Here is a 23,220-nt window from a genome sequence, read left to right on the forward strand (position 1 = left end):
ATGATAATCAGGTTTCACCTACCAAAGTCAATAATTCGCCATCACACCCACCCCGGTTTGACAGCTGCGCTTGCCCGCTGAGTGATAAAACACAGTGCGACGTTAACTCCAACTCGAAGTAACCTAATTTCCATGGAGGTCATTCATGAAGTTTTTAAAGTTGGCTTTTACGGCCGCTATTCTGCTTTTTTCTGCGCAGTCCATGGCAGCAGGTTTTTACTTTGAACCGGCGCTTTTTTATGAAAGTGGCAAGGGTACAGTAGACATCGACGACTCTGAAGCAACTACCAAAGGCATGGGCGTGGATTTGAAACTAGGCATGCACTTCGTGGATCAAAAGTTATTCGTGGGACTTGATGGTTCCTATTCAAAACCAAAATTCAAACACGAAAATACGGGTTATGAAGCTGACGCCACCTCGAGCACTTTCGGCGGAATTATCGGTGTGCAAACGCCGCTGCTGGGTCTGCGTTTATGGGCTGGATATGTTGCGGGAGGCACTCTTGATCCAGAAGAAAGCGGTTTGTTTGACGTGAAGTTCGAAGAAGCCAAGGGGCCAAAATTCGGAGTGGGAATTAAAATTTTCGTGGTCGCAGTCAACTTTGAGTACATGGATCTGAAATACTCCAAAGGCACCGGCAACTGGGGCTCCATTCCCAGCCTTGATGATTTTGGTAACAAAGTCAGCATGATCAGTGTAAGCATGCCATTTATGTTTTAATGAGTTCGGGGAAGCCGAAAAGTAAACCAGCTACTTTACAAGATCCTGAGCACTCTGCCCCAGACTGAGCAGGATCTTTCTAACCGGATCGAATGTCTGATCCGTACAATCTTTAAAATTAGTGATGTGATAGAGCTTTCGTAAAGTCTGCTTTCCATTCGGTGCAGTGGAAAAACTTTTAAGCGCTTCGACCAATTTCTTTTGCTGGTCCGTTGGGAAGCCTGCACGAAATACCACGGGATCACTGGGAATCGATCCGGTCATTGCGATGATCCGCACTTTTTCAAATACATCAGGGAATTGTGTCAGCACCAAGCGACGCGCATCTTGTGGCTTTCCGTCTTCAGGTGGAGTGTGATAAGTCGCTCCGGCGTCCACCTGTCCTTGATAAACCATGGTGACGACGCTGTCGTGCTTACCCGCAAAAACGACTTCCCGAGGTTTGACTCCAGCTTCCTTTAAAAGCGTTGCTGGAAGCACATATCCCGACGTCGATGCGGGATCAACATATGCGATTTTTCCGCCATTCAGATCTTTGAGTGATTTAATTTTTGGATTTTTCGCTATGATTTGCCCCCAATATTCAGAGCGACCATTATTTTCTCCAATCAAAACCGCATTGGCCTGGTACTTGTCGTGGGCCAAAATATATCCAAACGTATTGATGATTGCGAAATCCACGCGCTGGGATCCTAAGCCCTCAATAACAGCCACAAAATTTGCGGGGACCTGGATCTTAACAACCAAGCCAGTTTGATCGCGCAACCACTGCTCTAAAATTTTCCCGTTTTCTAACAAAACGGCTGCATCTTGCCCGGGAACTAGAGCAAAATGGATGGGATTTCCCTCTGACCCAAGCTCGTGCTTTGAAGTGCACGAAAGCGCGGAAAGGAGTGTCAGGAATATGAGTATTTTCTTCATAAATTCAGCCCCATAAGTGGTGTGCAGGAGGAATTTACCGCTGATATTAAATCTATGCAATAAACGCATTCGTAAACTAAATTTTATTGTAATGAGCAACACTAAAAAGGATAACCGACCCATCTATGGCAAAAATCAAAGTAGAAATCGACGCTGATCTTCAAGATCTGATTCCGCAGTTCACTGAGAATCGCAAAAAGGACATTTTGACCCTTGAAGAGCTCATTGCAAAAAATGATCTTCCAGCCATCGCGGCTTTAACCCATAAAATCAAGGGCGCAGCTTCCAGTTACGGTTTCATGAAGTTAAGCGAAATTGCCGCGCAAATGGAAAAGCTTTCTAAAAATAACGAAGGCTCTCAACTAGCGACTCTTGCGCAAGAGATGAAAAACCATTTCGAAAATATTGAAATTCAATTTGTTCCAATGTCCTAGGCGACGATGACGATACGGGTTAGGATACTCCTCTTTACACTGCTCATTGTTACTGGAGCCATGATTGCCGCCGGAACAATGGGCTATAAAGTGGGAACCTCCTCACTTCAAAGCGGTCACTCCGAACGCCTGATTCAAATTCGTCTGAATCGCACTCAAGCCCTAAAAACTGATCTAGAAATTCTTGGTAATAACCTTTTGGTCGCTGCGGAAATGGGGCGCGTGCGCGATTCCGTGGTGGCCTTCCACGCCAACTTAAAAAAAAATCTCTGACAGTCCCGGGGAAATCGCTCCCGCCAAAGATATTCGCATCGTCAGTTCGTATTACAAAAACAAGCCCGGTTTTGAAGAGGAAAAAAACATCGCCGCCCGTCTTGGCAAAGCCGCAGTTATTCTTCAGTCGATGATTCTGCAGGAGGCTGAACGCAATGAAAGTCTTCCGCGCAATGTGACGACTTTAAAAACCACAGATCCGTATGGTTATTTTAAAACTCACAGTGATATTCACACTTTTATGTCGGAGATCGCAGATCGCTTTCAAATGGCGGATGCACTTTTGCTGGATAAAGACGGCGTCGTTGTTTATTCCATGCAAAAAGGTTTCGAATTGGGAGCCAATCTTAACACGGGGATTTTCAGTGCGACCCGATTGACAGATGTTTACCGCTGGTCACAAAGTGCTCCCCCGCAAACCTTTCGTTTCTTTGACTTTGCACCGCTTGCCGGTATTTTGCCCGAATATGTCTCTTACATTGCTGCACCTATTTATGATCAAAAAAACTATGTTGGGACTTTGGTTTTTCAAATCTCTTTGGATCGCTTTGATCAGATCCTGAGCGATAATTTTCAATGGAAGCGCTCGGGCTTGCGCGAAACGGGAGAGGTGATTGCTTACGGTCCTGACGGATTCATGCGTAACAACTCTCGCCTGAACTATGAAAATCCAGGTGAGTTTCAAAAACTGTTTTCAAGCTCCAATAAATCTCAAGTCCCGCAAATCGTGAAAGATCGGGGCACGACGGCCATGGCGGTAAGTCTTCCGGCAGATAAAATTCGTCATTATCTGCGTAACGATGACATCCTGGAAACCGGCACTGATTACTTGAATGCCGTCAGTTTGATGTCCATCGGGAAAGTGCAACTGCCTGGCGGCGTCGAATGGATTTTGGTTGCGAAGTCGAACTTCAATGAAACAACGGGACCGATTAATCACTATCTTATTATTTTTGTGATTATCGGCTCACTGTTCCTTTTGATCTCACTCTTGATTGGTTTTTTCTTTTCTAAGCAGTTGATTCAACCCCTCAACTTTCTGCATTCACGCATCAGTGCCCAGGGAAATAAAATTCAGGAAATCAGCTATTCGTCACAGGACGAGTTCGCAAATATTTTTAAGGACTTTAATAAACTCGCAAACTCCTACGGTCAGGAACAACAGGAAAAAACCGTCCTGGAACAAGTCGTGCGCACTTTGAACAAAGTGATGTTCATGGTTGAGATTATCCCAGGCTTCGGTGGCAGTTTAAAAGCCATCATTCGCAAATCAAATCCCATCGCGAATGAACTTATAGGGACTCCTGAAGCAGCACTAATCGGTTCTGAATTGTCTTTGTGGTTGGAGCTGGATCTGAAAGATCTCATCGATCAGCAAAGAACAGAGGCTCACTTGAAGTGTCTTTCTGGGGAACGCATTCCTTTGGCGATCACTACGGTTCCAATGAACAATTCTGCTGGACGCGAAAGATTTGTGATTGTCGGGGATGACTTACGCTGGAAGCTTGAAGCCGAACGCGAACTCCGTATGAAAGAAGATCTGCTGAAGGCGTCCCAAGTGATTTCCAAAACGGGGTCGTTCCGTTGGGACTTGCGCTTGGGAAAAATGATCTGGTCGGATGAGCAGTTTAAACTCTTAGGTTTAAATCCCAATGAAGTTCAACCAAGCTATGACCTGTTCAAAGCAATGGTTCACCATGAAGACGTTCACATTCTGGAGACCGCGCTAAAACAATCTGGCTCTGGCATCCGTGAATTCCACTTTGAGATTCGCGTACGCAGAGCCGACACCCACGAGTTTATCTGGACAAACTTGATGGGACTTACCGAATACGACGATAAGAAAAATCCTGTGTGTACTTGGGGTATTAACCAGGACATCACACAGATGAAAAAGGCTGAACAAGAATTGATTGCCATGAAAGATGAGGCCTTAAAGTCGTCTTTGGCAAAATCGCAATTCCTGGCTCATATGTCTCACGAAATTCGTACGCCTATGAACGCCATTATGGGTATGGCCGAACTATTGAAAGACACCAAGCTTGATCCAGATCAACGTTACTATTTAACGATTTTCCAAAAAGCCAGCGATGTCTTGATGACCTTGATCAATGATATTTTGGATCTGTCCAAAATTGAGGCTGGGGAAGTTTCCATCGAAAATATTTCGTTCGAACTTCACAAGATGATGACTGATGTTCAGGAGATGATGCGTCCACGCGCACAAATTAAGGGCGTAGAATACTCCTTCGACATTGGACCCGGCGTCAGCACATTCTTAATGGGCGATCCAACCAAATTACGTCAAGTTCTGATTAATCTGGTGAGCAACTCAATTAAGTTCACGGAACGCGGTGAAATCAAAGTTTCCGTGGCCAAGAATCCAACTAAGAAAGACAGCCTTTTGATCAGCGTCAGCGACACAGGCGTGGGTATTGCTCCACAAAAACAACATTTGATATTCCAGAAGTTTTCCCAGGCAGACAGTTCAATCACGCGCCGCTATGGTGGAACCGGACTGGGACTGGCGATTTCTAAAAGCCTTGTCGAACTTATGGGTGGTCAGATTTGGTTTAAGAGCCGCGAGAACGCAGGAACAACATTCTTCTTTACAGTTCCTTACCGCGAACAGTCGCCGGGTCTTCAGATAACCCCTAGAATGCCGGAAACGAACCTACTTTCATTTGCTGATCAAATAGAAGCCCGTGATCTGGACAAATTCAGAAAGATTCGTATTTTGCTAGCGGATGATACCGAAGACAATCGCATCTTATTTACGCATTTCTTTAAGAACCAGCCATTTGAAATAATTGAAGCCGAGAATGGACTTGAAGCTGTAGATAAGATAAAATCGAGCGAGTTTGATATCGTCTTTATGGACGTTCAGATGCCAGAAATGGATGGCTACGCAGCCACGTCGATTATCCGGGAATGGGAACGCACAACACAGCATTCACATATTCCAATCATCGCACTGACGGCGCACGCCCTTTCTGACGACAAGCAAAAGTCTTTGAATGCGGGCTGTGATGATCACGTCACAAAACCATTTAAGAAAGATGTTCTGCTTGGCGTGATTAACCGTTACACGATGAACTAAGGATACGAGATGAATCCACAAGAAGAAAAAAGCAGATTGCTGATTGTTGAGGACGACGCGGATATTCGCGAGCTCCTTAAACATTTCTTGAAAGAGTTCGTCGATGAAATCGTTGAGGCTGAAAACGGTGCCGCAGCTTTGCAATACGTGAAAACCAAAGAATTCGATACGATTCTATCAGATATCGAAATGCCACAAATGAATGGTCTTAAGTTTTTGGCCTATGTTCGCTCATTGGGTCACATGACTCCTTTCGTGGTTTTGACAGCGCATGGTGATCACGCCCGTGCCCTGGAAGCCCTTTCCTTGGGAGCCTTCGACTTCATCACTAAAGATTCAAAAAGAAAATTCGTTATTGAAAGCGTCTGCTCTGCGATCAAAATTGGTCGCGAGATGAAAGCCTCTAAAGGAGATGCGGTTCAATCCACACATCTTCGCAAACTCTATAACGACATGTCTAAATCATCAGAGATGCGTCTGCGTAAAATTATCGACCAGATGTCTAATTAGTTCCTGGAAGGTCCCATGGTAAAATCGACGACCCACTATCAAGGTGAAAAGCATTGCGAAATCACGCATGAACCCTCCAGCGCTCGAATTTCAACCGACGCTCCCAAAGATAATCACGGTAAGGGTGAACTTTTCTCCCCGACAGATTTAGTGGGAGCTGCGATGGGAAGTTGCATGCTGACCACCATGGCAATTCATTCTGAAAAAGACGGAATCGTACTTAAAGGCGCATGGGCCTCTGTTGAAAAAGAGATGGTCGCCAATCCCAGAAGAATTGCGAAATTAAATGTCGTCCTACATTTGCCAATGAGCATTCCCCATGACTATCGCAAAAAGATCGAAGGCTTTGCTTTGGGCTGCCCGGTGAAAGAGAGCATGCATCCAGACATGCAAATTCCCGTGTTATTTCACTATGATATAGCCTAGTTGCCTTATAGCATTTATCTATAAGGCCAGTAAAGATAATCAATTGGATCTATAACGATGAAAGCCCGATACTAAATATGTAAAGGGGGTCGTTATGACCACACTTGGTACTCGCGCACTACTCGCTTCTAAAATCAGAACTGGACGCAAAGTCTTAGCCTTTTACATCGTTACTTTTGTGACCGTGGAGCTAATTCGTCTAGCTGCGAATCAATAAATGACAGCCTCATAAAAATCTGTGACCATCTTTCCATGTATTTTTACTCCGGCAACAATCGGAATGTAAGCATTCAACTAAAGGGAGAATAAACATGAAAAGATATATCGCACCAGTCCTTGCAGCATTGCTTATCGGCGCTTGCGCTCACAAAGAGGAAGCACCAGTTGTAGCAGCCGCTCCTGCAACACCACCGCCTCCAACAAAAGCTCAAGCTGTATTGAAAGCAGCAAAAGGCTCTAAAATTAAAGGCGTTGTTCACTTCACTGAAGAAAACGGCGAAATTAAAGTTGAAACGATGATCGATGGTTTGAAAGCCGGTCCTCATGGTTTCCATATCCATGAAGTTGGAACTTGCGAAGGTGATTTCACATCTGCAGGTGGTCACTTCAATCCAACAAGCAAAAAACACGGTTCTCCAACAGCTGAAGAGCGCCACGTTGGTGACTTGGGTAACTTGATGGCTGATAAAAAAGGTAAAGGCAACACGACTATGACTTTGAAAGCCGCTTTGAATGGCCCAGAAGGCATCATCGGTAAATCTATCGTTATCCACAAAGGTAAAGACGATTTGAAATCTCAACCTGCTGGTAACTCTGGAGCTCGTGAAGCTTGCGGCGTTATCGAAGCAATGTAATTTCTGATTTAAATTAGAAATAAAAAATGCCGGGTCTCCCCGGCATTTTTTTTATATCCGCTTGAAAATTCCGTTCGTTAAACGGAACGAACTTTCTGAGAGATCTTTCCAAAGATATTTTCACCTTTGGAATTATTCATCTGCATTTGAATCGTATCGCCGGCCTTCATGAATGGCGTTTTGATTGAACCTGTTTCAATTTGTTCAATCATGCGTTTCTCAGCCAAGCAGCTGGAGCCTTTCGTATGATCTTCATTGGAAACGGTACCGCTGCCGATCACCGCTCCCGCTGGCAGGTTGCGTGTTCTGGCTGCGTGAGCGATCAATTGACCAAAGTGAAAGTGCATCGCACCCGCATTGGCTTTACCGAAGAACTCACCGTTATAAGTTACATCCAGTGGCAAATGAACGCGTCCGTCTTTGTATCCCTCTGCCAACTCGTCCGCTGTTACTGCGAAAGGAGACAGCGCAGAAGCTGGCTTGCTTTGGAAGAAGCCAAAACCACCGGCAAGTTCCTCAGGGATCAAACCACGCAAAGAGACGTCGTTAATCAACACGAAAAGTTTGATGTGTTTTAAAGCTTCCTCAGGAGTTACGCCCATTGGAACAAAATCAGTAACGACGCCCACTTCACCCTCAAAGTCCGTTCCATGCGCGAAATCACGCTGTGGAATATCTTCTGTCGGCGCCAGGAACTGCCCACACTCCCCTTGATACATCAAAGGCACTGTCGACAAAGTTTCTGGCAATGGAGCATTACGAGCTTTACGTACAAGTTTGATGTGATAGATGAAAGCAGAACCATCCGCGAACAACCAAGTTCTTGGCAAAGCGGAATGGAAGTCTTTTTCATTCACAGGAAAAGCAGCAGAAGCCTTGCCCTCGTTCAAATCGTTGTACAATTTTTTTAAATCAGCTTCTTTCGTGGACCACTTTTCCATAGCCTCGCGCAAGTTCGGAGCGATGTGAGTCGCTTTGACCGCTGTTTTCAAATCACGGCTGATCACACACAGATCACCGTCCAAACTTTGAGCTGATTTCAGAGAACCTAATTTCACAAAATATCCTTAGTCAAAAGTCAGAAGCAAGTTCGCGCCAACTGCGCGGTAGTTTTTAAGATCATGGTTGTTTACAGAAACAACTTTTCCGCTGGCACTTTCAAAGTAAACATTTACACCGAAATTTGGAGAGAATTTGAAAGCCGCGCCCACCACCAATGGAATCAGTGGAGATGTCACGTCACTTACTGTGCATCCAGCAGCGCTACATTTTTTATCCATGTTGATCGCAAGATTTACACCCAGGTACACGCCTGCATATTCTTCGAATTTGTACATGATGTTGAATGGGATATCGACATAGTTCATGTCGATTTTGTTTTCAATGCCACTGATTTTTTCAGTCAAAGGACGTTGAGTGTAAAGCAACCCCGTACGGATATTCCAGGCGCCACTGATAGGCATAATACCGAACATACCCACTTGCATCGCAGTTTGAGAATCTGTAGAGCCGCCAGTTACATCTGTATCGCCAGATTGACTGCGCATACCCGCTTCAATTCCATAATTAAGGTCAGCAAATGCTGCAGAAGAGAAAAGACCAGAAACGACAAGTAAAGACAGTGCCAGTTTTTTCATGAGAAAACTCCTTGTGGGCCTAGTCTCCCACAAGTTTTTCTATTTATCAAAACACCAAACGGCATTCAGAGCCATTTCATTCAACGCACTAATATTTGAAACCTGACTGTGTTCTAAAGCTAAATGATGAGGTTCCACGGTGCCACGCGCAGCTAAAACTATCAGAAGCAATGGCACTACGATGCGCAATGCCATCTCCCAGTACGAGCCCTTTTGAGGAGAGTATTCGTCCTTCCACTGACCAAACTGCATACCTCGGATCATCATGTAACCCAAAGAAAACAGAATCACCGTACTGATCGTAAAGAAGATCACCTGATTGGTTTGCAAAGCATGCATCTGTTCCCATGTTAGGTCCGGCGTCCAACTGGAATATTCCGCAAATCTCATGCGACGGCCATGGTGAGCATAAGTAAAGAAATCCACGAAAGACATGACACAGATAATGAACCAAATGATGGCGAAATAGATTTTATAAAGAACGAAACTCCAGTTTGGCCATTTCTCCGAAACTGCCTGAATCATCAAAAGGAAATATATCGGAAGCAACAAAAAGCCAAGAATCAAAAGATCAAAACGAATTCCGGCTACAAAAGACTGAACGATTTCCAGAAGTGTTGCCTGTTCGACTTTGGCAAATGCGGATAGAAAGAAAAGGTTCAGCCTGAAAAGACTCATGAACAGAACCATGGCAAGAGACAACTTCGCAAGCTTAACCATGACCTTGGAGGAAAAGCGTAACGAAAAGATAAATCTGCTTGGCATTAAAACGCCCTTTGATAAGAATCTGAGTTGTTAATTATGCGCCTCAACAGGAGTTAGTATATGACCTCGTTCGTGCTTTACAACTATTTTCGAAGCTCCACTTCCTTCCGCGCCCGCGTGGCCTTTCACTTGAAAAACATCCCCTTCGAATACAAGCCCATCAATCTGCTGAAGGACGAACAGCACTCTTCAGATTATCGTAAGTTAAATCCCTTGGGTGGAATTCCGACGTTAATTCACGATGGAAAAATCATTCCTGATTCAATGGCGATTCTTGAATATTTGGAAGAGATCCATCCAACTCCATCGATCATGCCGAAAGATCCTTATCACCGTGCCCGTGTTCGTCAGATTTGTGAGATCGTAAATGCATCCATGCATCCTTATGGAAACTTGAAAGTGACAAAGTATTTGGGTGAAACCCATGACTACTCACAAGCGCAAAAGGACCAATGGGTGCAAAAATGGGTGATGCAAGGTTTGGATGCTTTGGAAAAAACATTGCCTGAGTTCGCAGGAAAATATTGCTTTGGTGATGAGGTTACTATGGCGGATATCGTTCTTTATCCGCAGATCATCACTTGCCAGCGCTTTCACGTGGACCTTTCCAAGTATCCAACAGTGATGAAGATTTTTGATAACCTGGATAAGCACCCAATGTTTATCAAAGCGCACTTTAGCCGTCAGATCGATACGCCGGAAGATTTACGCAAGCCATAGAGTAAGCTTGGATAGCCAAATGAAAAAAGCCCGGGAGACCGGGCTTTTTTCATTATCTGTTTTCGGTGATCAGGAAGTGCCACTTATCTACGACCGGGATGATGATGAAAATCAGCATACTCACGTTGAGCCACATAAAGAAGGCCAACCAACGTTCAGTCCCGTGAGATTTATAGTAGCGATAAAGCTCCTGCAAAACTTTGAAAACGAATGGAATAGTCAGAAGAATATAAAGCCAGCTTGCATGAACGAACAGAGGAGCCGCTAAAGCGACGCCTACATAAGCAAATGTCCAAAGTGCGATTTGCTGAAGAGTCTTATCAATTCCGCGAGCCACGGGAAGAACCGGAATATCTCCTGCTGCATAGTCATCTTTATAACGAATCGCCAACACCCAAAAGTGCGGCATCTGCCAGATGAACATGATCAAGAACAGATAGATCGATTCAGAATTAAAGATATCAGGATTTGCCGCGGCATAACCGATCGTCACCGGCAATGCCCCAGGGATTGCACCTGGCACCGCTCCGTAGGCCCATTTCTTTTTCAGATACAGAGTGTAAGGACCGTTATAGAAAAGCACACAGATCAAACCAACGAATCCTGCCATCGGTTGCACTGTGAATAACAACTGCAATCCCACAAACAAAAAGAAGAAAGACAAAATACCCGCAGCTGCTGGTTTTAAACGACCTGCAGGGATCGGGCGATTGGCTGTTCTGGGCATTTTTGCATCGAGCTTATAGTCTTGAACTTGATTCAAGGCCAAAGAACCCGAGCTTAAGAAATAGATTCCAAGAAGAGTTTCAAGGATGGCTTTCCAGTCGAAAGGATTTTCGCTTTGAAAACCAGTGGCATAGCCGGCTAGCCCCGCAAGAACGGAGAACACGACTATGCCAAACTTAGTAAGATCCGCGTAAGTCTTTAACACGATCTTATAGAGGACTTACTTCTGCAACGCGCGTAAGGATATCCACCACGCAGAATAGAAGAAGAACGATCAAAAAGAAGAAACCAGAAGCGAAGATCACACGGTTCATGTTGTTATCGTCCTTCAAATGCATGAAGTACAACAAAACCAAAGTTGCTTTTACCGCAGCGATCGCGAAAGCGATCACGGCTGCAAAGGCACCCAATGCCACGTGGAATTGATGCGCAACTACCGTCAAGATAGTTAGCGCAAACAATGCTCCCGCAACTTTCAAGTACATGGAAGTTGGAGAGATGTGTGGATGAAGAACGTTCGGGTCGTGTTTATGATTATTTGCTGCTGCCATTGTTAACCCACCAGATAAAGAAGAGGGAATAGGAAGATCCAGATCAAATCGACGATATGCCAGAAGATACCAACGCCCTCTACTGGGATCCAGTATTGGGAGTGGAAATCACCACGAATCGTTCTGATCAACAACCAAGCGATCAAACCCATACCGATCAACACGTGAAGACCGTGTAGACCTGTCATACAGAAATAGAAACCGAAGTACATACCAAGGTTTGCGTGTTCTGCACCCGTTTTAGCCATATCCAAGAAACGACCTGGATAGAAGCCCATGTGGAATTTGTGAGTCCACTCGAAGTATTTGATAACCATGAAAATCGCACCGCAAAGGATGGTGATAGCCAAAGCCATCGCTGCCTTTTTGATTTGATTACGTTGGATCAATTGAATCGAGATCGCCATTGTAAAAGAAGAGAAGATCAGAACCAGGGTATTGATGAAACCCAATTTCCAATCAAGCTGTTTAGCACCTTCAGCGAACATCTCTGGATAAATAGCATGGAAGATTCCGTAGCCGACCAAAAGTGCGCCGAACATAAGGATCTCGGTAACCATGAACAACCAAATACCTTGCTTGCCGCTATCGTATTCCTGAGTCGCATCTTTAAAGTGATGCGACACATGTGCTGCGTGTGGATTTGCTACATTATCTGTACTCATAAGGCCCCGCTGTTACTACTGGTTCAACATCGAAGTTAAATTGTGGAGGTGGAGATGAAGTCTGCCACTCAAGAGTTTTACCGCCCCATGGATTCGCCGGAGCCTTATCACCTTTTCTGATACCTTGTACGATCGTGTAAAGACCGATCAAGAAACCAGTAAGGATCAACCAAGAACCTACAGTCGAAACTTTATTCAAGTGTTCGTAGTTCGGGATGTAGTCGAAATAACGACGTGGCATACCCATCGCACCCAAGATGAATTGAGGGAAGAACGTCACGTTGAAACCAATGAAGATGAACACGAAAGACATACGAGCTGCTGCTTCGTTGAAAGTCTTACCGAACATTTTCGGGAACCAGTAATAGAAGCCACCCATCAAAGCCATCAACGTACCACCCACCATCACATAGTGGAAATGGGCTACCACGAAGTATGTATCGTGGAAGTGAACGTCGATTGGAAGAGTCGCAAGCATGATACCAGTCACACCACCGATCGCGAACAAGAACAAGAAACCAAGAGCGAACAACATCGGAGAGTCGAAGCTCACAGAACCTTTATAAATTGTCGCTACCCAGTTGAACATCTTGATCGCTGTTGGAACCCCAACCAGCATCGTGATGAAAGAGAACAGGATACCTGCAGTCGCAGACTGACCAGATACGAACATGTGATGTCCCCATACGAAGAAGGACACCGCTGCGATACCTAGAGAAGAGTATGCAATCGCTGTGTAACCGAAGATCACTTTGCGAGAGAACGTTGTGATCAATTCAGACACAACACCCATCGCTGGAAGGATCATGATGTAAACCGCTGGATGCGAATAGAACCAGAAGAAATGTTGGAACAATACCGGGTCACCGCCCAATGCTGGATCGAAGATACCAACACCGAAGATTTTCTCAGCTGCCAACAACATCAACGTGATACCCAAAACCGGAGTTGCAAGCATTTGCAGGATCGCCGTTGAGTAAAGTGCCCAAACGAACAAAGGCATACGGTGCATAGTCATGCCCGGTGCTCTTAGCTTGTGAACAGTTACGATGAAGTTCAAACCCGTAAGGATCGAAGACATACCCATTACGAAAGCCGCGATAACCATCAGAACTGTCGCAGTTCCTGTGCGGATTGAGTAAGGAGTGTAGAATGTCCAACCAGTGTCGATTCTAGTAGTGAAGAAAGTCGCTACTGCCATCAAAGCACCGATCATGAATACGTACCAGCTTGCCAAGTTAATCTTAGGGAAAGCCACGTCCTTCGCGCCCAATTGAACCGGAAGGAAGAAGTTACCCAGGATCGCCGGGATACCAGGGATGATAACCATGAAGACCATGATCGCACCGTGATAAGTCAGAACCTGATTGTAAACGTCGCCGTTTTTCAGAACTTGTCCAACTCCCGCTGTCGCGTTGGGAGCAAAAAGTTCCAAACGAAGAAGCAAGGCCATAACCCCGCCGACAAAGAAGAAGAACATTACCGCGATCATGTACATAAGACCGATACGTTTATGGTCAACTGTAGTTAACCAAGACCATAGGCCTTTTTCACAATTAATATAATTTTCGCCGTGAGCTGATGATGAATGACTACCCATGAGCTGCACTCCTTATTTCAAACTCTTAACGTACTCAACAAGGGCGTTAAGTTCGTTTTCGTTAATCTGACCCTGGAACGTTGGCATAACGCCTTTAGGGAAACCTTTTACGATTTTAGCATTTGGCTGAAGAATAGATTCGCGGATGTAGTTTTCATCTGCGATAACTTTTCCGCCGCCATCAACTTCAACTTCGTGACCAAATACCTGGAACAATGATGGACCAACTTTTGCTGCAGGATTGTCGACAGAGTGGCAAGATGCGCACGCTTTCAACGCGAAAAGTTTTTTACCACGTTCAGCAATTGGCAATTGGCCTTCTTCTTGGCCCTCTTCCATGTACTTGTCGAACTCTGCGCGAGTTACAACACGTACTTTACCGATCATACCGGAGTGAGTAGTACCGCAGTACTCAGCACAGAAAACGTGGAATTCACCAAGTTTTTCAGCACGGAACCACAAAGCAGTATAACGGCCTGGTACGGCATCTTGTTTAATACGGAAGCTTGGGATGAAGAATGAGTGGATCACGTCTTGAGAAGTCAAAAGCAACTTCACGTCTGTGTTCACTGGAACAACAACTTCGTTCACAGCTTTGAAACCGTTTTTATATTCGATTTCCCAAGCCCATTGCTTACCAAGAACGTTAATTTCTAACGCGTCTTTCGGCATAGTTCTCATGCCGTGGTAAATGTACCAACCCCATGCGAACACCGCTAGGAAGATCACAAGTGGAATGAATGACCACAAGAACTCCAACGCTGTGTTGTGAGAGATGTATGCTGTCTTGTCGTTGTCTGATTTACGTTTGTATTTCATTACAAAGTAAATCATGCCGCCGATGACGAGCACGCAGGCGATGAAACTTGTAATCAGCAAGAATCCGTAAAGATTGTCCACCTGCTTGGCAATCTCGGTTCCTTGCGTTGGCATGAAGGATTGGGCCTTCGCAATATTAAACCACATCATGTACCTTTATCTCCCCGCCACATTCTTCTTCGCTCTGCGCGAGCGAATATAAAGTGGCAATAACCATAAAACCATCACCAGAAGCATCACTCCCCCGCCCATTTTCATGATTGAAACTGCGGCAAGCGAGTACTTGCTCTTGTGTGGATCATACTGAAAACAATAAAGCACCAGGCTATCTACAAAGTTTCCGATCTTTCCTTCGGTTGCTTCGTTCAAAGCCAACTTAATATCCTGCTGATTAAACATAATCCCAGGAAGATAGCGAGAAACCGTGCCTTCAGGAGAGGCCACAACAGCTGCTGAAGCATGTGCCCACTCCTTTTGAGTTTCATCCCATCTGAACTTAAATCCAATAGCTTCTGTCAAAGCTCTTACTTGTTGCTCGTTTCCGGTCAAGAAGTGCCAGCCTGACTCGGAACCCGCGCGATCATAAAGCTTCATATAAAGCTCTTTTTTATGAGCGGCGATTTCCGGCGTCTCTTTCGAGTCAAAACTGATAGCGACAACTTGGAATTTGCCACCAACAGTCCAATTCTTATCCATCACTTTGAGTGCATCCGTCAGACCGTTCAGGTGAAAGTTGCACAAGCCAGGACAAGTGAAATACACAGGCGAAATAATCACGGGATGTTTTCCGTCAAAGTAATCGCCCAATGCGACTTCCTTGCCCGTTTCGTCCTTAAACTTCATTCCCAAATCGAGCTTCTTGCCCAATTTTTCTTCGATCCCAACTCCCTGAAGCTCACGAGCTTTATCACTCGCCGCCATGCCCGCTTCAGTTCCGTTGTATGCGAAAGTCGTTGTTGCTGAAAACAAAACGAGAACGGTTCCAGTCAGAACTATTCCCATTTTTTTTGCTTTCAAAACCGAACGACTTTTCAGCATTAAATAACTTCCTAATTATTTTGCGGTTTTTCCAAACTCAGCAACTTTAGCAGGATCGTCTTTAGATTTATTGTTAGTGATAGAATTAATGAAGTGTACAACAGCCCAACGATCAGCCGCTTTGAAGTGACCGAATGCCGCCATTGATGAGTTCGGGATACCATTTGTAACCACTTTAAAGTGATTGATGGCGCCGTCACCTTGAGTCCATTTACCTTCAACCAAGTTACGTGGTTTTGGATTTAGAGCTGCACCCGCAGCACCGTCACCATGACCTGTATCACCGTGGCACATAGCACAGTTTGTTTTGAAGAATTTCTGACCGTACGTGATCATTTCAGGAGTTTCCACCCATGGTTCTTTCACAGTCGTGATATCAAACACGGGACCTGTTGCTGCAGCTGGTGCATTTGGATCGATAACGTTTTCAGCCAAATCCACACCTTTGTTGACTACAACTAGGTAGAAGAAAAAGGCGAATACAAACGCCATAGAAAACATGAATGCAAACAAACCACCGCGGTTATAATGATCTTTATTCTCAGACATAGGCTGGCACTCCCAAAGGGCGGACGCAAAAAAGTTTTGTCACAGTATTGTAATATAATCTAAGTTAAGTACCCGAAAACCCTAGGGACCGCAACAAATTACACCACACTGTCCAGGGGTCATTGTTGCGCCGCAAAAGGTTGATTCGCGGCACTGATACTCGCTCTCAATTTTGAATTATAAAGTTATGCCACCATCGACACTTATAACAGTGGCGTTGATGTAAGATGCTTGTTCGCTTGCTAAAAACAGAACTGCATTCGCAATGTCTGAAGTTTCGCCAAGGCGCATCACTGGGACCTTAGCTGCCATAGCATCAATCGCTTCTTTCGGCATCGCCTTGGTCATCGCCGTATTGATGAAGCCCGGAGCAATCGCGTTGGAAGTAAAACCTTTACGCCCCAATTCCTTACCCCAAGTTTTTGTCATACCGATCACGCCGGATTTTGCCGCTGCATAATTGGTTTGCCCAAAATTTCCGTAAATTCCTACAACCGAAGAAATATTGATGATGCGTTTGTGTTGCGAGTTCGGATTGAATCTTTCGAGCAACGTTTTTGTGACATTAAACAAACCCGTTAAGTTGGTATTAATCACCGCATCCCAATCATCCGCTCCCATTTTCGCAAATGATTTATCGCGAGTGATACCGGCGTTATTCACAAGGATATCCACAGCCCAAGGCAAGCCAGCTGCGGCTTTCGCAACAGAATCGCGATTTGTGATATCGACTTGAACGTATTGAACTTGGGAGCCGTACTTGGAAAGCTCATCCTGAGCGGCTGCCAAGGCCTTTTCAGAATAGTCCCACACAGAAACGTTCCCACCAGCTGCTAAAAAGCTTTGAGAGATCTCAAGACCGATACCAGCAGCGCCACCTGTAACTACAGCATTTTTATTAATGAACTTAAAATTTATCATGCCCCAAAGCCTACGCCCCACGACTTCACGAGGCAAGGAAGGACACAGGACCAGTCGAAGGTCGGGAATAAGAAAGTGCTGTTCAGATAAGCACGGTTTCAATGGTAAATTGGAGGATATGTATAAATTTTTAGTATTCACATTGTTGAGCTTTTTAGTCGGTGGATGCCAGCAGACTGTGACGTTAGGTCCCGGTTCAGACACGACTCTTGCGAGTGCCGCTCAAGACGAATGCGGATTTGTACAAAATGTATATGGCCAACGTGTTTCTTGGAAAACAACTTTGCCGATTAACATGTTCATTTCGAAAAATGTTCCTGCGGAATATGAAGCGATTGTGAGATCCGCCGCAAAAGTTTGGGAAGACGCTGCGGGAATGACTCTGTTTAATCTCACCAACGAAGAAGACATTTCTTATGATGGCAGTAAAGACGGTCGTAACGGTATTTATTGGAATACCAATTGGACCAAGTCTCCGAATCTGCAAGCTATGACGTCCCTTTATTGGACCGGCAATAAAATTACGGAATCAGACATGACCGTGGATGCAAAGTACTTCCGTTTTTATATTGAACATCCGGAACTAACTTCTGACTTGCATCTGCACAGTTTGATAGTTCATGAATTCGGCCATGTTTTAGGTTTGAAACACAGATCCACTCTTTCAACAGTCATGTGGCCCGTCTTGAATGCCGGCACAAAGCGTGATGTATTAACAGAGGCTGATCGCAAAGCCCTGAAATGTGAGTACTAAATGAGTGAAGAACAAAAGCCTGTCAGAAAAAACAGAAAACGCAGTGCCATCACCTTTCTAATCCTGGTGGCATTTCCGATTGCGATCACTTATTTGAATAACCGCATGTCCAGCACTCGTAAAATTGCATCGACGGAACAAGAAGCCCAAATGGATACAGCCATGGCGAGCTCGGATCTTTCTGGATCCAACCCCACGACTTTTCAAAAGGCTTTTAAATATCAGCTTTTGAAAGATGCCAAAGTCACAGATTTTAGCGATGGCAAACGCCTTCACCTGGGCCATTTTTTCATGGCCGACCAAGACGGTGCTAAGGTTTCCGTGTGTCAGCGCTATCCTTATATTGAATTGAATTTCTCTGCAGACGGAGTGGCGGTATCAGGCGATATCCCGCATACAGTGGTTCAAGGTCACTGCTCGGTTGCGCCAGACGGTTTACACTTAGATGGTGTACGAGTGGAGCTTCCTGCAGGATATGACTGGGTTTGGACAGGAATTAAACTTTATAGCCGCGACAAATCGGACTTCCTGGAAGTAAATGGCTACGAAATCATTTCTGTTTTAGGATCGCCGCTAAGTTTTACCGAATAGGCTCGAACTGAGGGACATAGCGAACTTTATCCGTCCCTTTAGTTTGCGATTCGTAAGCATCATAGGCCTTACGATTTTCCTGAACTTCTTTTTTTATTTCTTCATCAATTTGTTTGTTACGAGACTCATTGCGCGTATCGATTGCGACGGCAGTCTGATCTGCCGGTGGCTGATAAACCTCACCGATGTAAATGGCAGCACCATCTACGAATTGAACTTCTTTTTGAAAGCGAATGCGTTTGTCATAAAACGTGTAGTACCAGCGGTCTTTACCGGAAACACGTTGGGTTTGATTGGGGCTACCCATAAGATCCAATACGTCATCTTTTTCCATGCCGGGTTTAATAGATTCGAATTGTTTTAGCATGGATGTCTGACAAGCTGATGTGAACAGCCCTATAACGACGATCGGAACCGACATCAGTCGTAACATGATTTCCCCCACACCTTAAAGATATCAGTTTCAGCTTGGGATCGAAAGACTGGCGCCGCCACTGTCTCGGTTTGAGACACTATTTCTTTAGAATCACCGGCTCGGTCAATTCAGGCGGTTTCTTTTTCTTTTTAGAGTCCTCACCGTGACCCTTGGTTTCCGCCTCAACTCGGGCCTTAGCCTGCTCTGGAGTATCGTATTGCTTACGAACCTTTTTCATCGTGCGCTTTACCGACGAGGAAAGACTCATTGCAGATTCCATTTCATCCAACGACTTGACTTCAATGCGTTCGTACTCGCGCTTGGTCGTCAGTCCTTTTTCAGGATAACGATACTTCATCAAGCCTTTAACTTGATTATATTCTTGCACGTTTTTTTGCAGTTCCTTGTGCAAAGTCAGCATCTGTTTCACGATCTCATTGATTTGCGCAGGGTCTTTGGCGTGGGCTTTTTCTTCGATCAGCTTTTCAATTTCTTCCTCACCGGAATGAATCTTGGCTTCCAGGGCCGCTACTTTAGCTGCGACCTTGTCATAGCTTTCTTCAGCGGATTTGGGCTCGGCTTTTTCTTCCTTAGCACCCTCGCCGCCTTCGGCTTTCTTTTCTTCGCCACCACCATGGCCGCCCCCGCCCTCACTGGCAAAGGCTGCGATAGCTACAGACATAACTGTGATCAAAACAAGCAGGGATCTAAGAACCAGAGAGTACATCTTGCCTCCAGGAAACCTTAAACGGCAGATACTTAATTCGGTTGATAAAGACCGAAGCTTTAGCTGGGCTTAGACCTTTGACTATCAATCTGCCGCCACCAATATGAGTTAAAAGTTCACTCACATCCCAGCCGAATTTTGAGTCTGTCATCGCCTCTTTCAGCTGATGAACCAACTGGCTGCTATCGATCCCATCGATAATCACCGTATAGGAGAAGTTCCCGGCCGTGGTGTTGGCGTTGGCAAAATCAATCACATCAGCAAAGTTCGCATCATCCGACGTTTTATTTTCAGTGATGGGCTCAATGGGTTGATTCAAGTTTTCTGAATAATCAAAATTTTCAGATGCATTCATCTCGTAGGCTGACTCTGACTCGGTTGCAGCCTCCGATAGCTCTTCGGAATACTGCTCCGTCAGGGGAGTTTCGTTAAAACCACCGGATGCATCTGCATTGTATTCCCCATAGGATTCCGCTGGTTGTTGAAACTGCGGCTCTTCAGTCGGTTCCAGATATTGATCTTGAGTGGGAGAGTACTCTTCAGCAGCAGGAGTGCCGTAGTGAGTTTCAGAAATGGGAGGAACAAAAGCATTGTCGTTTTGTTCCGCTCTTTCCGGTTCGGCTTCGTGAGAAGCCATTTCCGGCTGGCCATCGTAATTTACAAAGAAAACTGCCGCACAATGGGGACACGTGAATAGTGCCCCAATGTGTTTATCCAGAATCTCTACTGGCTGTTGGCAGCTTGGGCATGGGATCAATTACTTTTTCCCTTTGCCTTGTTTTTCCAAACGACGACGCTCTTCGCGGTTCATTGGACGGTCATCAACCGGTCCGCTTTGGAAAGTCATTTTGTTGCGTTTAGGCTCTTCAGAACCGCCGACTTCAGGCAATGAATGTCCAATATCAGATTCAGACGGAGAGGAGTAATCCAATTCATCCAAGTCAGATTCTTCAGGGCGCAGGCTTTCCAACATTTCCTCTTCAGATTGCTGAGGTACCAGCTGAACGCGCATGATTTTTTCAATAGCATCGGCTTTGATCGTGTTGTTCAAAGTCTCGAACGCCAGGAAAGCTTCTTTTTTGTACTCAATCAAAGGATCTTTCTGAGCGTATCCACGCAGACCAATACCTTCTTTAAGTTTATCAATAACCGCCAAGTGCATTTTCCAGTGATGGTCGATCGATTGAAGCAAGATCATTTTTTGAACTTGTTCCAAGAACGGCCCCATGGATTCTTTTTGACGATCGTAAACAGCTTTCACGCCAGCACGAACTTGATCGATGATCATTTCCGAATTTACAGCTTGGCCGCTCACATCAATTTTGAAACCGAAAGTTTGCGCCAAAGAGTTGTTCAAACCTTCAACGTTGAACTCTTCTTTTTTGCCGTCTTCAGGAACGTAAGTATCAAGGATGTTGGAAACAACATCACCCAACATATCCAAAACAGAACGCTCAACGTCTTTACCCTCAAGAAGATTACGGCGCATTCCATAGATAGCATTACGTTGGTTATTCATAACCGTATCGTAGTCCATCAAGTTTTTACGGATATCGAATTGGTGACCTTCCACTTTACGTTGAGCACCCTCAACCGCGTTCGTCACCATTTTTGCTGTGATTGGTTCGTCTTCAGGGATGTTCAACATTTCCATGATTTTTTGGATACGTTCACCGTTGAAGATTCTCATCAAATTATCTTCCAAAGAAAGATAGAAGCGAGATTCACCTGGGTCACCTTGACGACCCGAACGACCACGCAGCTGATTATCAATACGACGAGATTCGTGGCGTTCTGTACCGATAATGTACAAACCACCCAATTGACGAACTTCTTCGCGTTCTTTTTCAACTTGGCCTTTAACTTTAGCCAAAGCTTCCACGTACTCTGGAGAATCGTCATTACCAACAGCGGCTTTCGCCAACATTTCCGCATTACCACCCAACATGATGTCGGTACCACGACCGGCCATGTTGGTTGCGATTGTCACAGAACCCTTACGACCCGCTTGCGCGATGATTTCAGCTTCGCGTTCGTGGTGTTTTGCATTCAAGACTTCGTGTTTGATACCTTCATTACGAAGGAAGCGGCTCAACGCCTCAGATTTTTCAATAGATGCTGTACCCACCAGGATCGGTTGACCTTTAGTGGAGCGCTCTTTGATATCAGCCGTGATCGCTTTGTATTTCGCTTTTTCAGATTTATAAACCACGTCCTCTTCATCAAGACGGCGGATTGGTTTATTTGTTGGAATCACATTCACATCAAGGTTGTAGATTTTTTTGAACTCAACCGCTTCTGTGTCCGCCGTACCCGTCATGCCCGAAAGTTTATCGTACATACGGAAGTAGTTTTGGAATGTGATTGTCGCCAAAGTTTGGTTTTCAGATTTAACTTCAACGCCTTCTTTAGCTTCGATAGCTTGGTGAAGACCATCAGACCAGCGACGACCTGGCATCAAACGACCTGTGAACTCATCCACGATCACGATTTCGCCATCTTTGATCATGTACTCAACGTCAAGACGGTACAAATAGTGAGCTTTCAAACCTTGGTAAACGTGGTGAAGAAGTTCGATGTTTTGTGGATCGTACAGATTGCCCACGCCCAACAACTCTTCAACCTTCGCATTTCCTTCTTCGGTCAATGAAGCTGTTTTTGATTTCTCTTCCATTGTGAAGTGAACATCGCGCTTCAAGTGAGGGATGATGGAGTTTACGATTTGGTATTTTTCTGTGGAAGCTTCCGCAGGACCCGAAATAATCAATGGTGTACGAGCTTCGTCGACCAGGATAGAGTCACACTCATCCACGATCGAGTAGTTGTGACCACGCTGAACGTAATCGGCCAAATCAAACTTCATGTTGTCACGAAGATAGTCGAAACCAAGTTCGTTGTTCGTGCAGTACGTGATATCGCAAGCATACATTTCTTTACGTTGCTGGTCGTTTAAACCGTGAACGATGATACCCGTTGTAAGACCCAACCAGCCATACAAGCGACCCATGTGCTCGGAGTCACGACGTACCAGGTAGTCATTCACTGTCACAACGTGAACACCTTTACCAGTAAGCGCATTCAGGTAAACTGGCAATGTTGCCACCAGGGTTTTACCTTCACCTGTTCTCATCTCAGCGATTTTACCGCTGTTCAGAACGATACCGCCGATCAATTGAACGTCATAATGGCGCATGCCCAGAACACGAACTGAAGCTTCACGGCAAACTGCAAATGCTTCTGGCAAGATGTCGTTAACTGTCTCGCCTTTTTTCAAACGTTCCTGGAACTCAGGAGTTTTCGCTTTAAGTTGTTCATCCGTGAGAGCCTTCATTTGTGGTTCCAAGGCATTGATACGATCAACCATTGGTTGGATCTTTTTCATTTCACGGTCGTGTTTCGTTCCGAATATTTTTGTAAGTATTTGCGTTACCATAGTGGCTAAGGATAGCCCAATAACGAGGAGGCCTGCAAGGCAAGGGGGCTTTTTATTGGTGCGTCATTGA

Annotated in this window: 27 protein-coding genes; 11 read left to right on the forward strand and 16 right to left on the reverse strand. The window is 45.1% G+C overall.

Annotated elements, in window-relative coordinates:
• Positions 1-145: 145 nt before the first annotated feature.
• On the forward strand, positions 146-721 hold the full coding sequence (locus ACLSU7_RS10570) for a hypothetical protein (protein ID WP_413291853.1): 576 nt from the start codon (positions 146-148) through the stop codon (positions 719-721).
• Between the two features lie 30 nt (positions 722-751).
• Here ACLSU7_RS10570 and ACLSU7_RS10575 read toward each other — a convergent pair whose 3' ends face one another.
• The gene (locus ACLSU7_RS10575; RefSeq protein WP_413291854.1) at positions 752-1,642 is read right to left on the reverse strand and encodes a phosphate/phosphite/phosphonate ABC transporter substrate-binding protein; all 891 of its coding nucleotides are present in this window, start codon (positions 1,640-1,642) and stop codon (positions 752-754) included.
• 125 nt (positions 1,643-1,767) lie between these two features.
• Between ACLSU7_RS10575 and ACLSU7_RS10580 the strand changes: the two genes are divergently transcribed.
• From ACLSU7_RS10580 to ACLSU7_RS10610, 7 genes are all read left to right on the forward strand, one after another.
• The gene (locus ACLSU7_RS10580; protein WP_413291855.1) at positions 1,768-2,076 is read left to right on the forward strand and encodes an Hpt domain-containing protein; all 309 of its coding nucleotides are present in this window, start codon (positions 1,768-1,770) and stop codon (positions 2,074-2,076) included.
• A gap of 60 nt (positions 2,077-2,136) precedes the next feature.
• Positions 2,137-2,349, forward strand: coding sequence for a hypothetical protein (locus ACLSU7_RS10585; protein WP_413291856.1), 213 nt, complete (start codon positions 2,137-2,139; stop codon positions 2,347-2,349).
• A gap of 130 nt (positions 2,350-2,479) precedes the next feature.
• The gene (locus tag ACLSU7_RS10590; protein WP_413291857.1) at positions 2,480-5,449 is read left to right on the forward strand and encodes an ATP-binding protein; all 2,970 of its coding nucleotides are present in this window, start codon (positions 2,480-2,482) and stop codon (positions 5,447-5,449) included.
• 9 nt (positions 5,450-5,458) lie between these two features.
• Complete coding sequence (locus ACLSU7_RS10595) at positions 5,459-5,959, forward strand: response regulator (RefSeq protein WP_181605907.1); 501 nt, start codon at positions 5,459-5,461, stop codon at positions 5,957-5,959.
• Between the two features lie 15 nt (positions 5,960-5,974).
• The gene (locus ACLSU7_RS10600; RefSeq protein WP_413291858.1) at positions 5,975-6,385 is read left to right on the forward strand and encodes an OsmC family protein; all 411 of its coding nucleotides are present in this window, start codon (positions 5,975-5,977) and stop codon (positions 6,383-6,385) included.
• Between the two features lie 94 nt (positions 6,386-6,479).
• Positions 6,480-6,602: a hypothetical protein gene (locus tag ACLSU7_RS10605; RefSeq protein WP_413291859.1), complete on the forward strand. Its 123-nt coding sequence runs from the start codon at positions 6,480-6,482 to the stop codon at positions 6,600-6,602.
• A gap of 94 nt (positions 6,603-6,696) precedes the next feature.
• Positions 6,697-7,239, forward strand: coding sequence for a superoxide dismutase family protein (locus ACLSU7_RS10610; protein ID WP_413291860.1), 543 nt, complete (start codon positions 6,697-6,699; stop codon positions 7,237-7,239).
• Positions 7,240-7,316: 77 nt separating this feature from the next.
• Here ACLSU7_RS10610 and ACLSU7_RS10615 read toward each other — a convergent pair whose 3' ends face one another.
• The 3 genes from ACLSU7_RS10615 to ACLSU7_RS10625 are packed head-to-tail and all read right to left on the reverse strand — an operon-like array spanning position 7,317 to position 9,641.
• Positions 7,317-8,297 (reverse strand): fumarylacetoacetate hydrolase family protein, encoded by a 981-nt coding sequence (locus ACLSU7_RS10615; protein WP_413291861.1) that lies wholly within the window; start codon positions 8,295-8,297, stop codon positions 7,317-7,319.
• 9 nt (positions 8,298-8,306) lie between these two features.
• Complete coding sequence (locus ACLSU7_RS10620; RefSeq protein WP_413291862.1) at positions 8,307-8,876, reverse strand: outer membrane beta-barrel protein; 570 nt, start codon at positions 8,874-8,876, stop codon at positions 8,307-8,309.
• Between the two features lie 39 nt (positions 8,877-8,915).
• Complete coding sequence (locus ACLSU7_RS10625) at positions 8,916-9,641, reverse strand: hypothetical protein (protein ID WP_413291863.1); 726 nt, start codon at positions 9,639-9,641, stop codon at positions 8,916-8,918.
• 60 nt (positions 9,642-9,701) lie between these two features.
• On the opposite strand from ACLSU7_RS10625, the gene maiA reads away from it, so the two are divergent.
• Positions 9,702-10,361, forward strand: a complete 660-nt coding sequence (gene maiA / locus ACLSU7_RS10630; RefSeq protein WP_413291864.1) for a maleylacetoacetate isomerase — start codon at positions 9,702-9,704, stop codon at positions 10,359-10,361.
• A 52-nt stretch (positions 10,362-10,413) separates the two neighbouring features.
• Here maiA and cyoE read toward each other — a convergent pair whose 3' ends face one another.
• The 8 genes from cyoE to fabG form a co-directional block, all read right to left on the reverse strand.
• Positions 10,414-11,292: a heme o synthase gene (cyoE, locus tag ACLSU7_RS10635; RefSeq protein WP_413291866.1), complete on the reverse strand. Its 879-nt coding sequence runs from the start codon at positions 11,290-11,292 to the stop codon at positions 10,414-10,416.
• A gap of 4 nt (positions 11,293-11,296) precedes the next feature.
• Positions 11,297-11,638: a cytochrome C oxidase subunit IV family protein gene (locus ACLSU7_RS10640; RefSeq protein WP_413291867.1), complete on the reverse strand. Its 342-nt coding sequence runs from the start codon at positions 11,636-11,638 to the stop codon at positions 11,297-11,299.
• Between the two features lie 2 nt (positions 11,639-11,640).
• Positions 11,641-12,303 carry a cytochrome c oxidase subunit 3 family protein gene (locus ACLSU7_RS10645; protein WP_142698666.1) on the reverse strand — a complete coding sequence of 221 codons (663 nt, stop codon included), beginning with the start codon at positions 12,301-12,303 and terminating at the stop codon, positions 11,641-11,643.
• Positions 12,290-13,903 carry a cytochrome c oxidase subunit I gene (gene ctaD / locus ACLSU7_RS10650; RefSeq protein WP_413291868.1) on the reverse strand — a complete coding sequence of 538 codons (1,614 nt, stop codon included), beginning with the start codon at positions 13,901-13,903 and terminating at the stop codon, positions 12,290-12,292. The genes ACLSU7_RS10645 and ctaD overlap by 14 nt, the downstream gene beginning before the upstream one ends.
• A 12-nt stretch (positions 13,904-13,915) precedes the next feature.
• A complete protein-coding gene (gene coxB / locus ACLSU7_RS10655) occupies positions 13,916-14,872 on the reverse strand; it encodes a cytochrome c oxidase subunit II (protein WP_413291869.1) in 957 nt (318 codons plus the stop codon).
• A gap of 6 nt (positions 14,873-14,878) precedes the next feature.
• Positions 14,879-15,760 (reverse strand): SCO family protein, encoded by an 882-nt coding sequence (locus ACLSU7_RS10660; RefSeq protein ID WP_413291870.1) that lies wholly within the window; start codon positions 15,758-15,760, stop codon positions 14,879-14,881.
• A gap of 15 nt (positions 15,761-15,775) precedes the next feature.
• The gene (locus ACLSU7_RS10665; protein WP_413291871.1) at positions 15,776-16,309 is read right to left on the reverse strand and encodes a c-type cytochrome; all 534 of its coding nucleotides are present in this window, start codon (positions 16,307-16,309) and stop codon (positions 15,776-15,778) included.
• A gap of 177 nt (positions 16,310-16,486) precedes the next feature.
• The gene (gene fabG / locus ACLSU7_RS10670; protein WP_413291872.1) at positions 16,487-17,230 is read right to left on the reverse strand and encodes a 3-oxoacyl-ACP reductase FabG; all 744 of its coding nucleotides are present in this window, start codon (positions 17,228-17,230) and stop codon (positions 16,487-16,489) included.
• 118 nt (positions 17,231-17,348) lie between these two features.
• Between fabG and ACLSU7_RS10675 the strand changes: the two genes are divergently transcribed.
• On the forward strand, positions 17,349-17,984 hold the full coding sequence (locus ACLSU7_RS10675) for a matrixin family metalloprotease (protein WP_413291873.1): 636 nt from the start codon (positions 17,349-17,351) through the stop codon (positions 17,982-17,984).
• Complete coding sequence (locus ACLSU7_RS10680) at positions 17,985-18,575, forward strand: hypothetical protein (RefSeq protein ID WP_413291874.1); 591 nt, start codon at positions 17,985-17,987, stop codon at positions 18,573-18,575.
• On the opposite strand, the gene bamE is transcribed toward ACLSU7_RS10680, so the two are convergent.
• The 4 genes from bamE to secA form a co-directional block, all read right to left on the reverse strand.
• Positions 18,565-19,008 carry an outer membrane protein assembly factor BamE gene (bamE, locus tag ACLSU7_RS10685; RefSeq protein ID WP_413291876.1) on the reverse strand — a complete coding sequence of 148 codons (444 nt, stop codon included), beginning with the start codon at positions 19,006-19,008 and terminating at the stop codon, positions 18,565-18,567. The two genes, ACLSU7_RS10680 and bamE, sit on opposite strands and share 11 nt — an antisense overlap.
• A gap of 79 nt (positions 19,009-19,087) precedes the next feature.
• Positions 19,088-19,717, reverse strand: coding sequence for a hypothetical protein (locus ACLSU7_RS10690; RefSeq protein ID WP_413291878.1), 630 nt, complete (start codon positions 19,715-19,717; stop codon positions 19,088-19,090).
• Positions 19,698-20,474, reverse strand: coding sequence for a zf-TFIIB domain-containing protein (locus ACLSU7_RS10695; protein WP_413291880.1), 777 nt, complete (start codon positions 20,472-20,474; stop codon positions 19,698-19,700). The genes ACLSU7_RS10690 and ACLSU7_RS10695 overlap by 20 nt, the downstream gene beginning before the upstream one ends.
• On the reverse strand, positions 20,475-23,150 hold the full coding sequence (secA, locus tag ACLSU7_RS10700) for a preprotein translocase subunit SecA (protein WP_413291881.1): 2,676 nt from the start codon (positions 23,148-23,150) through the stop codon (positions 20,475-20,477).
• Between the last annotated feature and the right edge of the window lie 70 nt (positions 23,151-23,220).

This window comes from Bdellovibrio sp. HCB185ZH, from assembly GCF_047302455.1.
Taxonomy (GTDB): domain Bacteria; phylum Bdellovibrionota; class Bdellovibrionia; order Bdellovibrionales; family Bdellovibrionaceae; genus Bdellovibrio.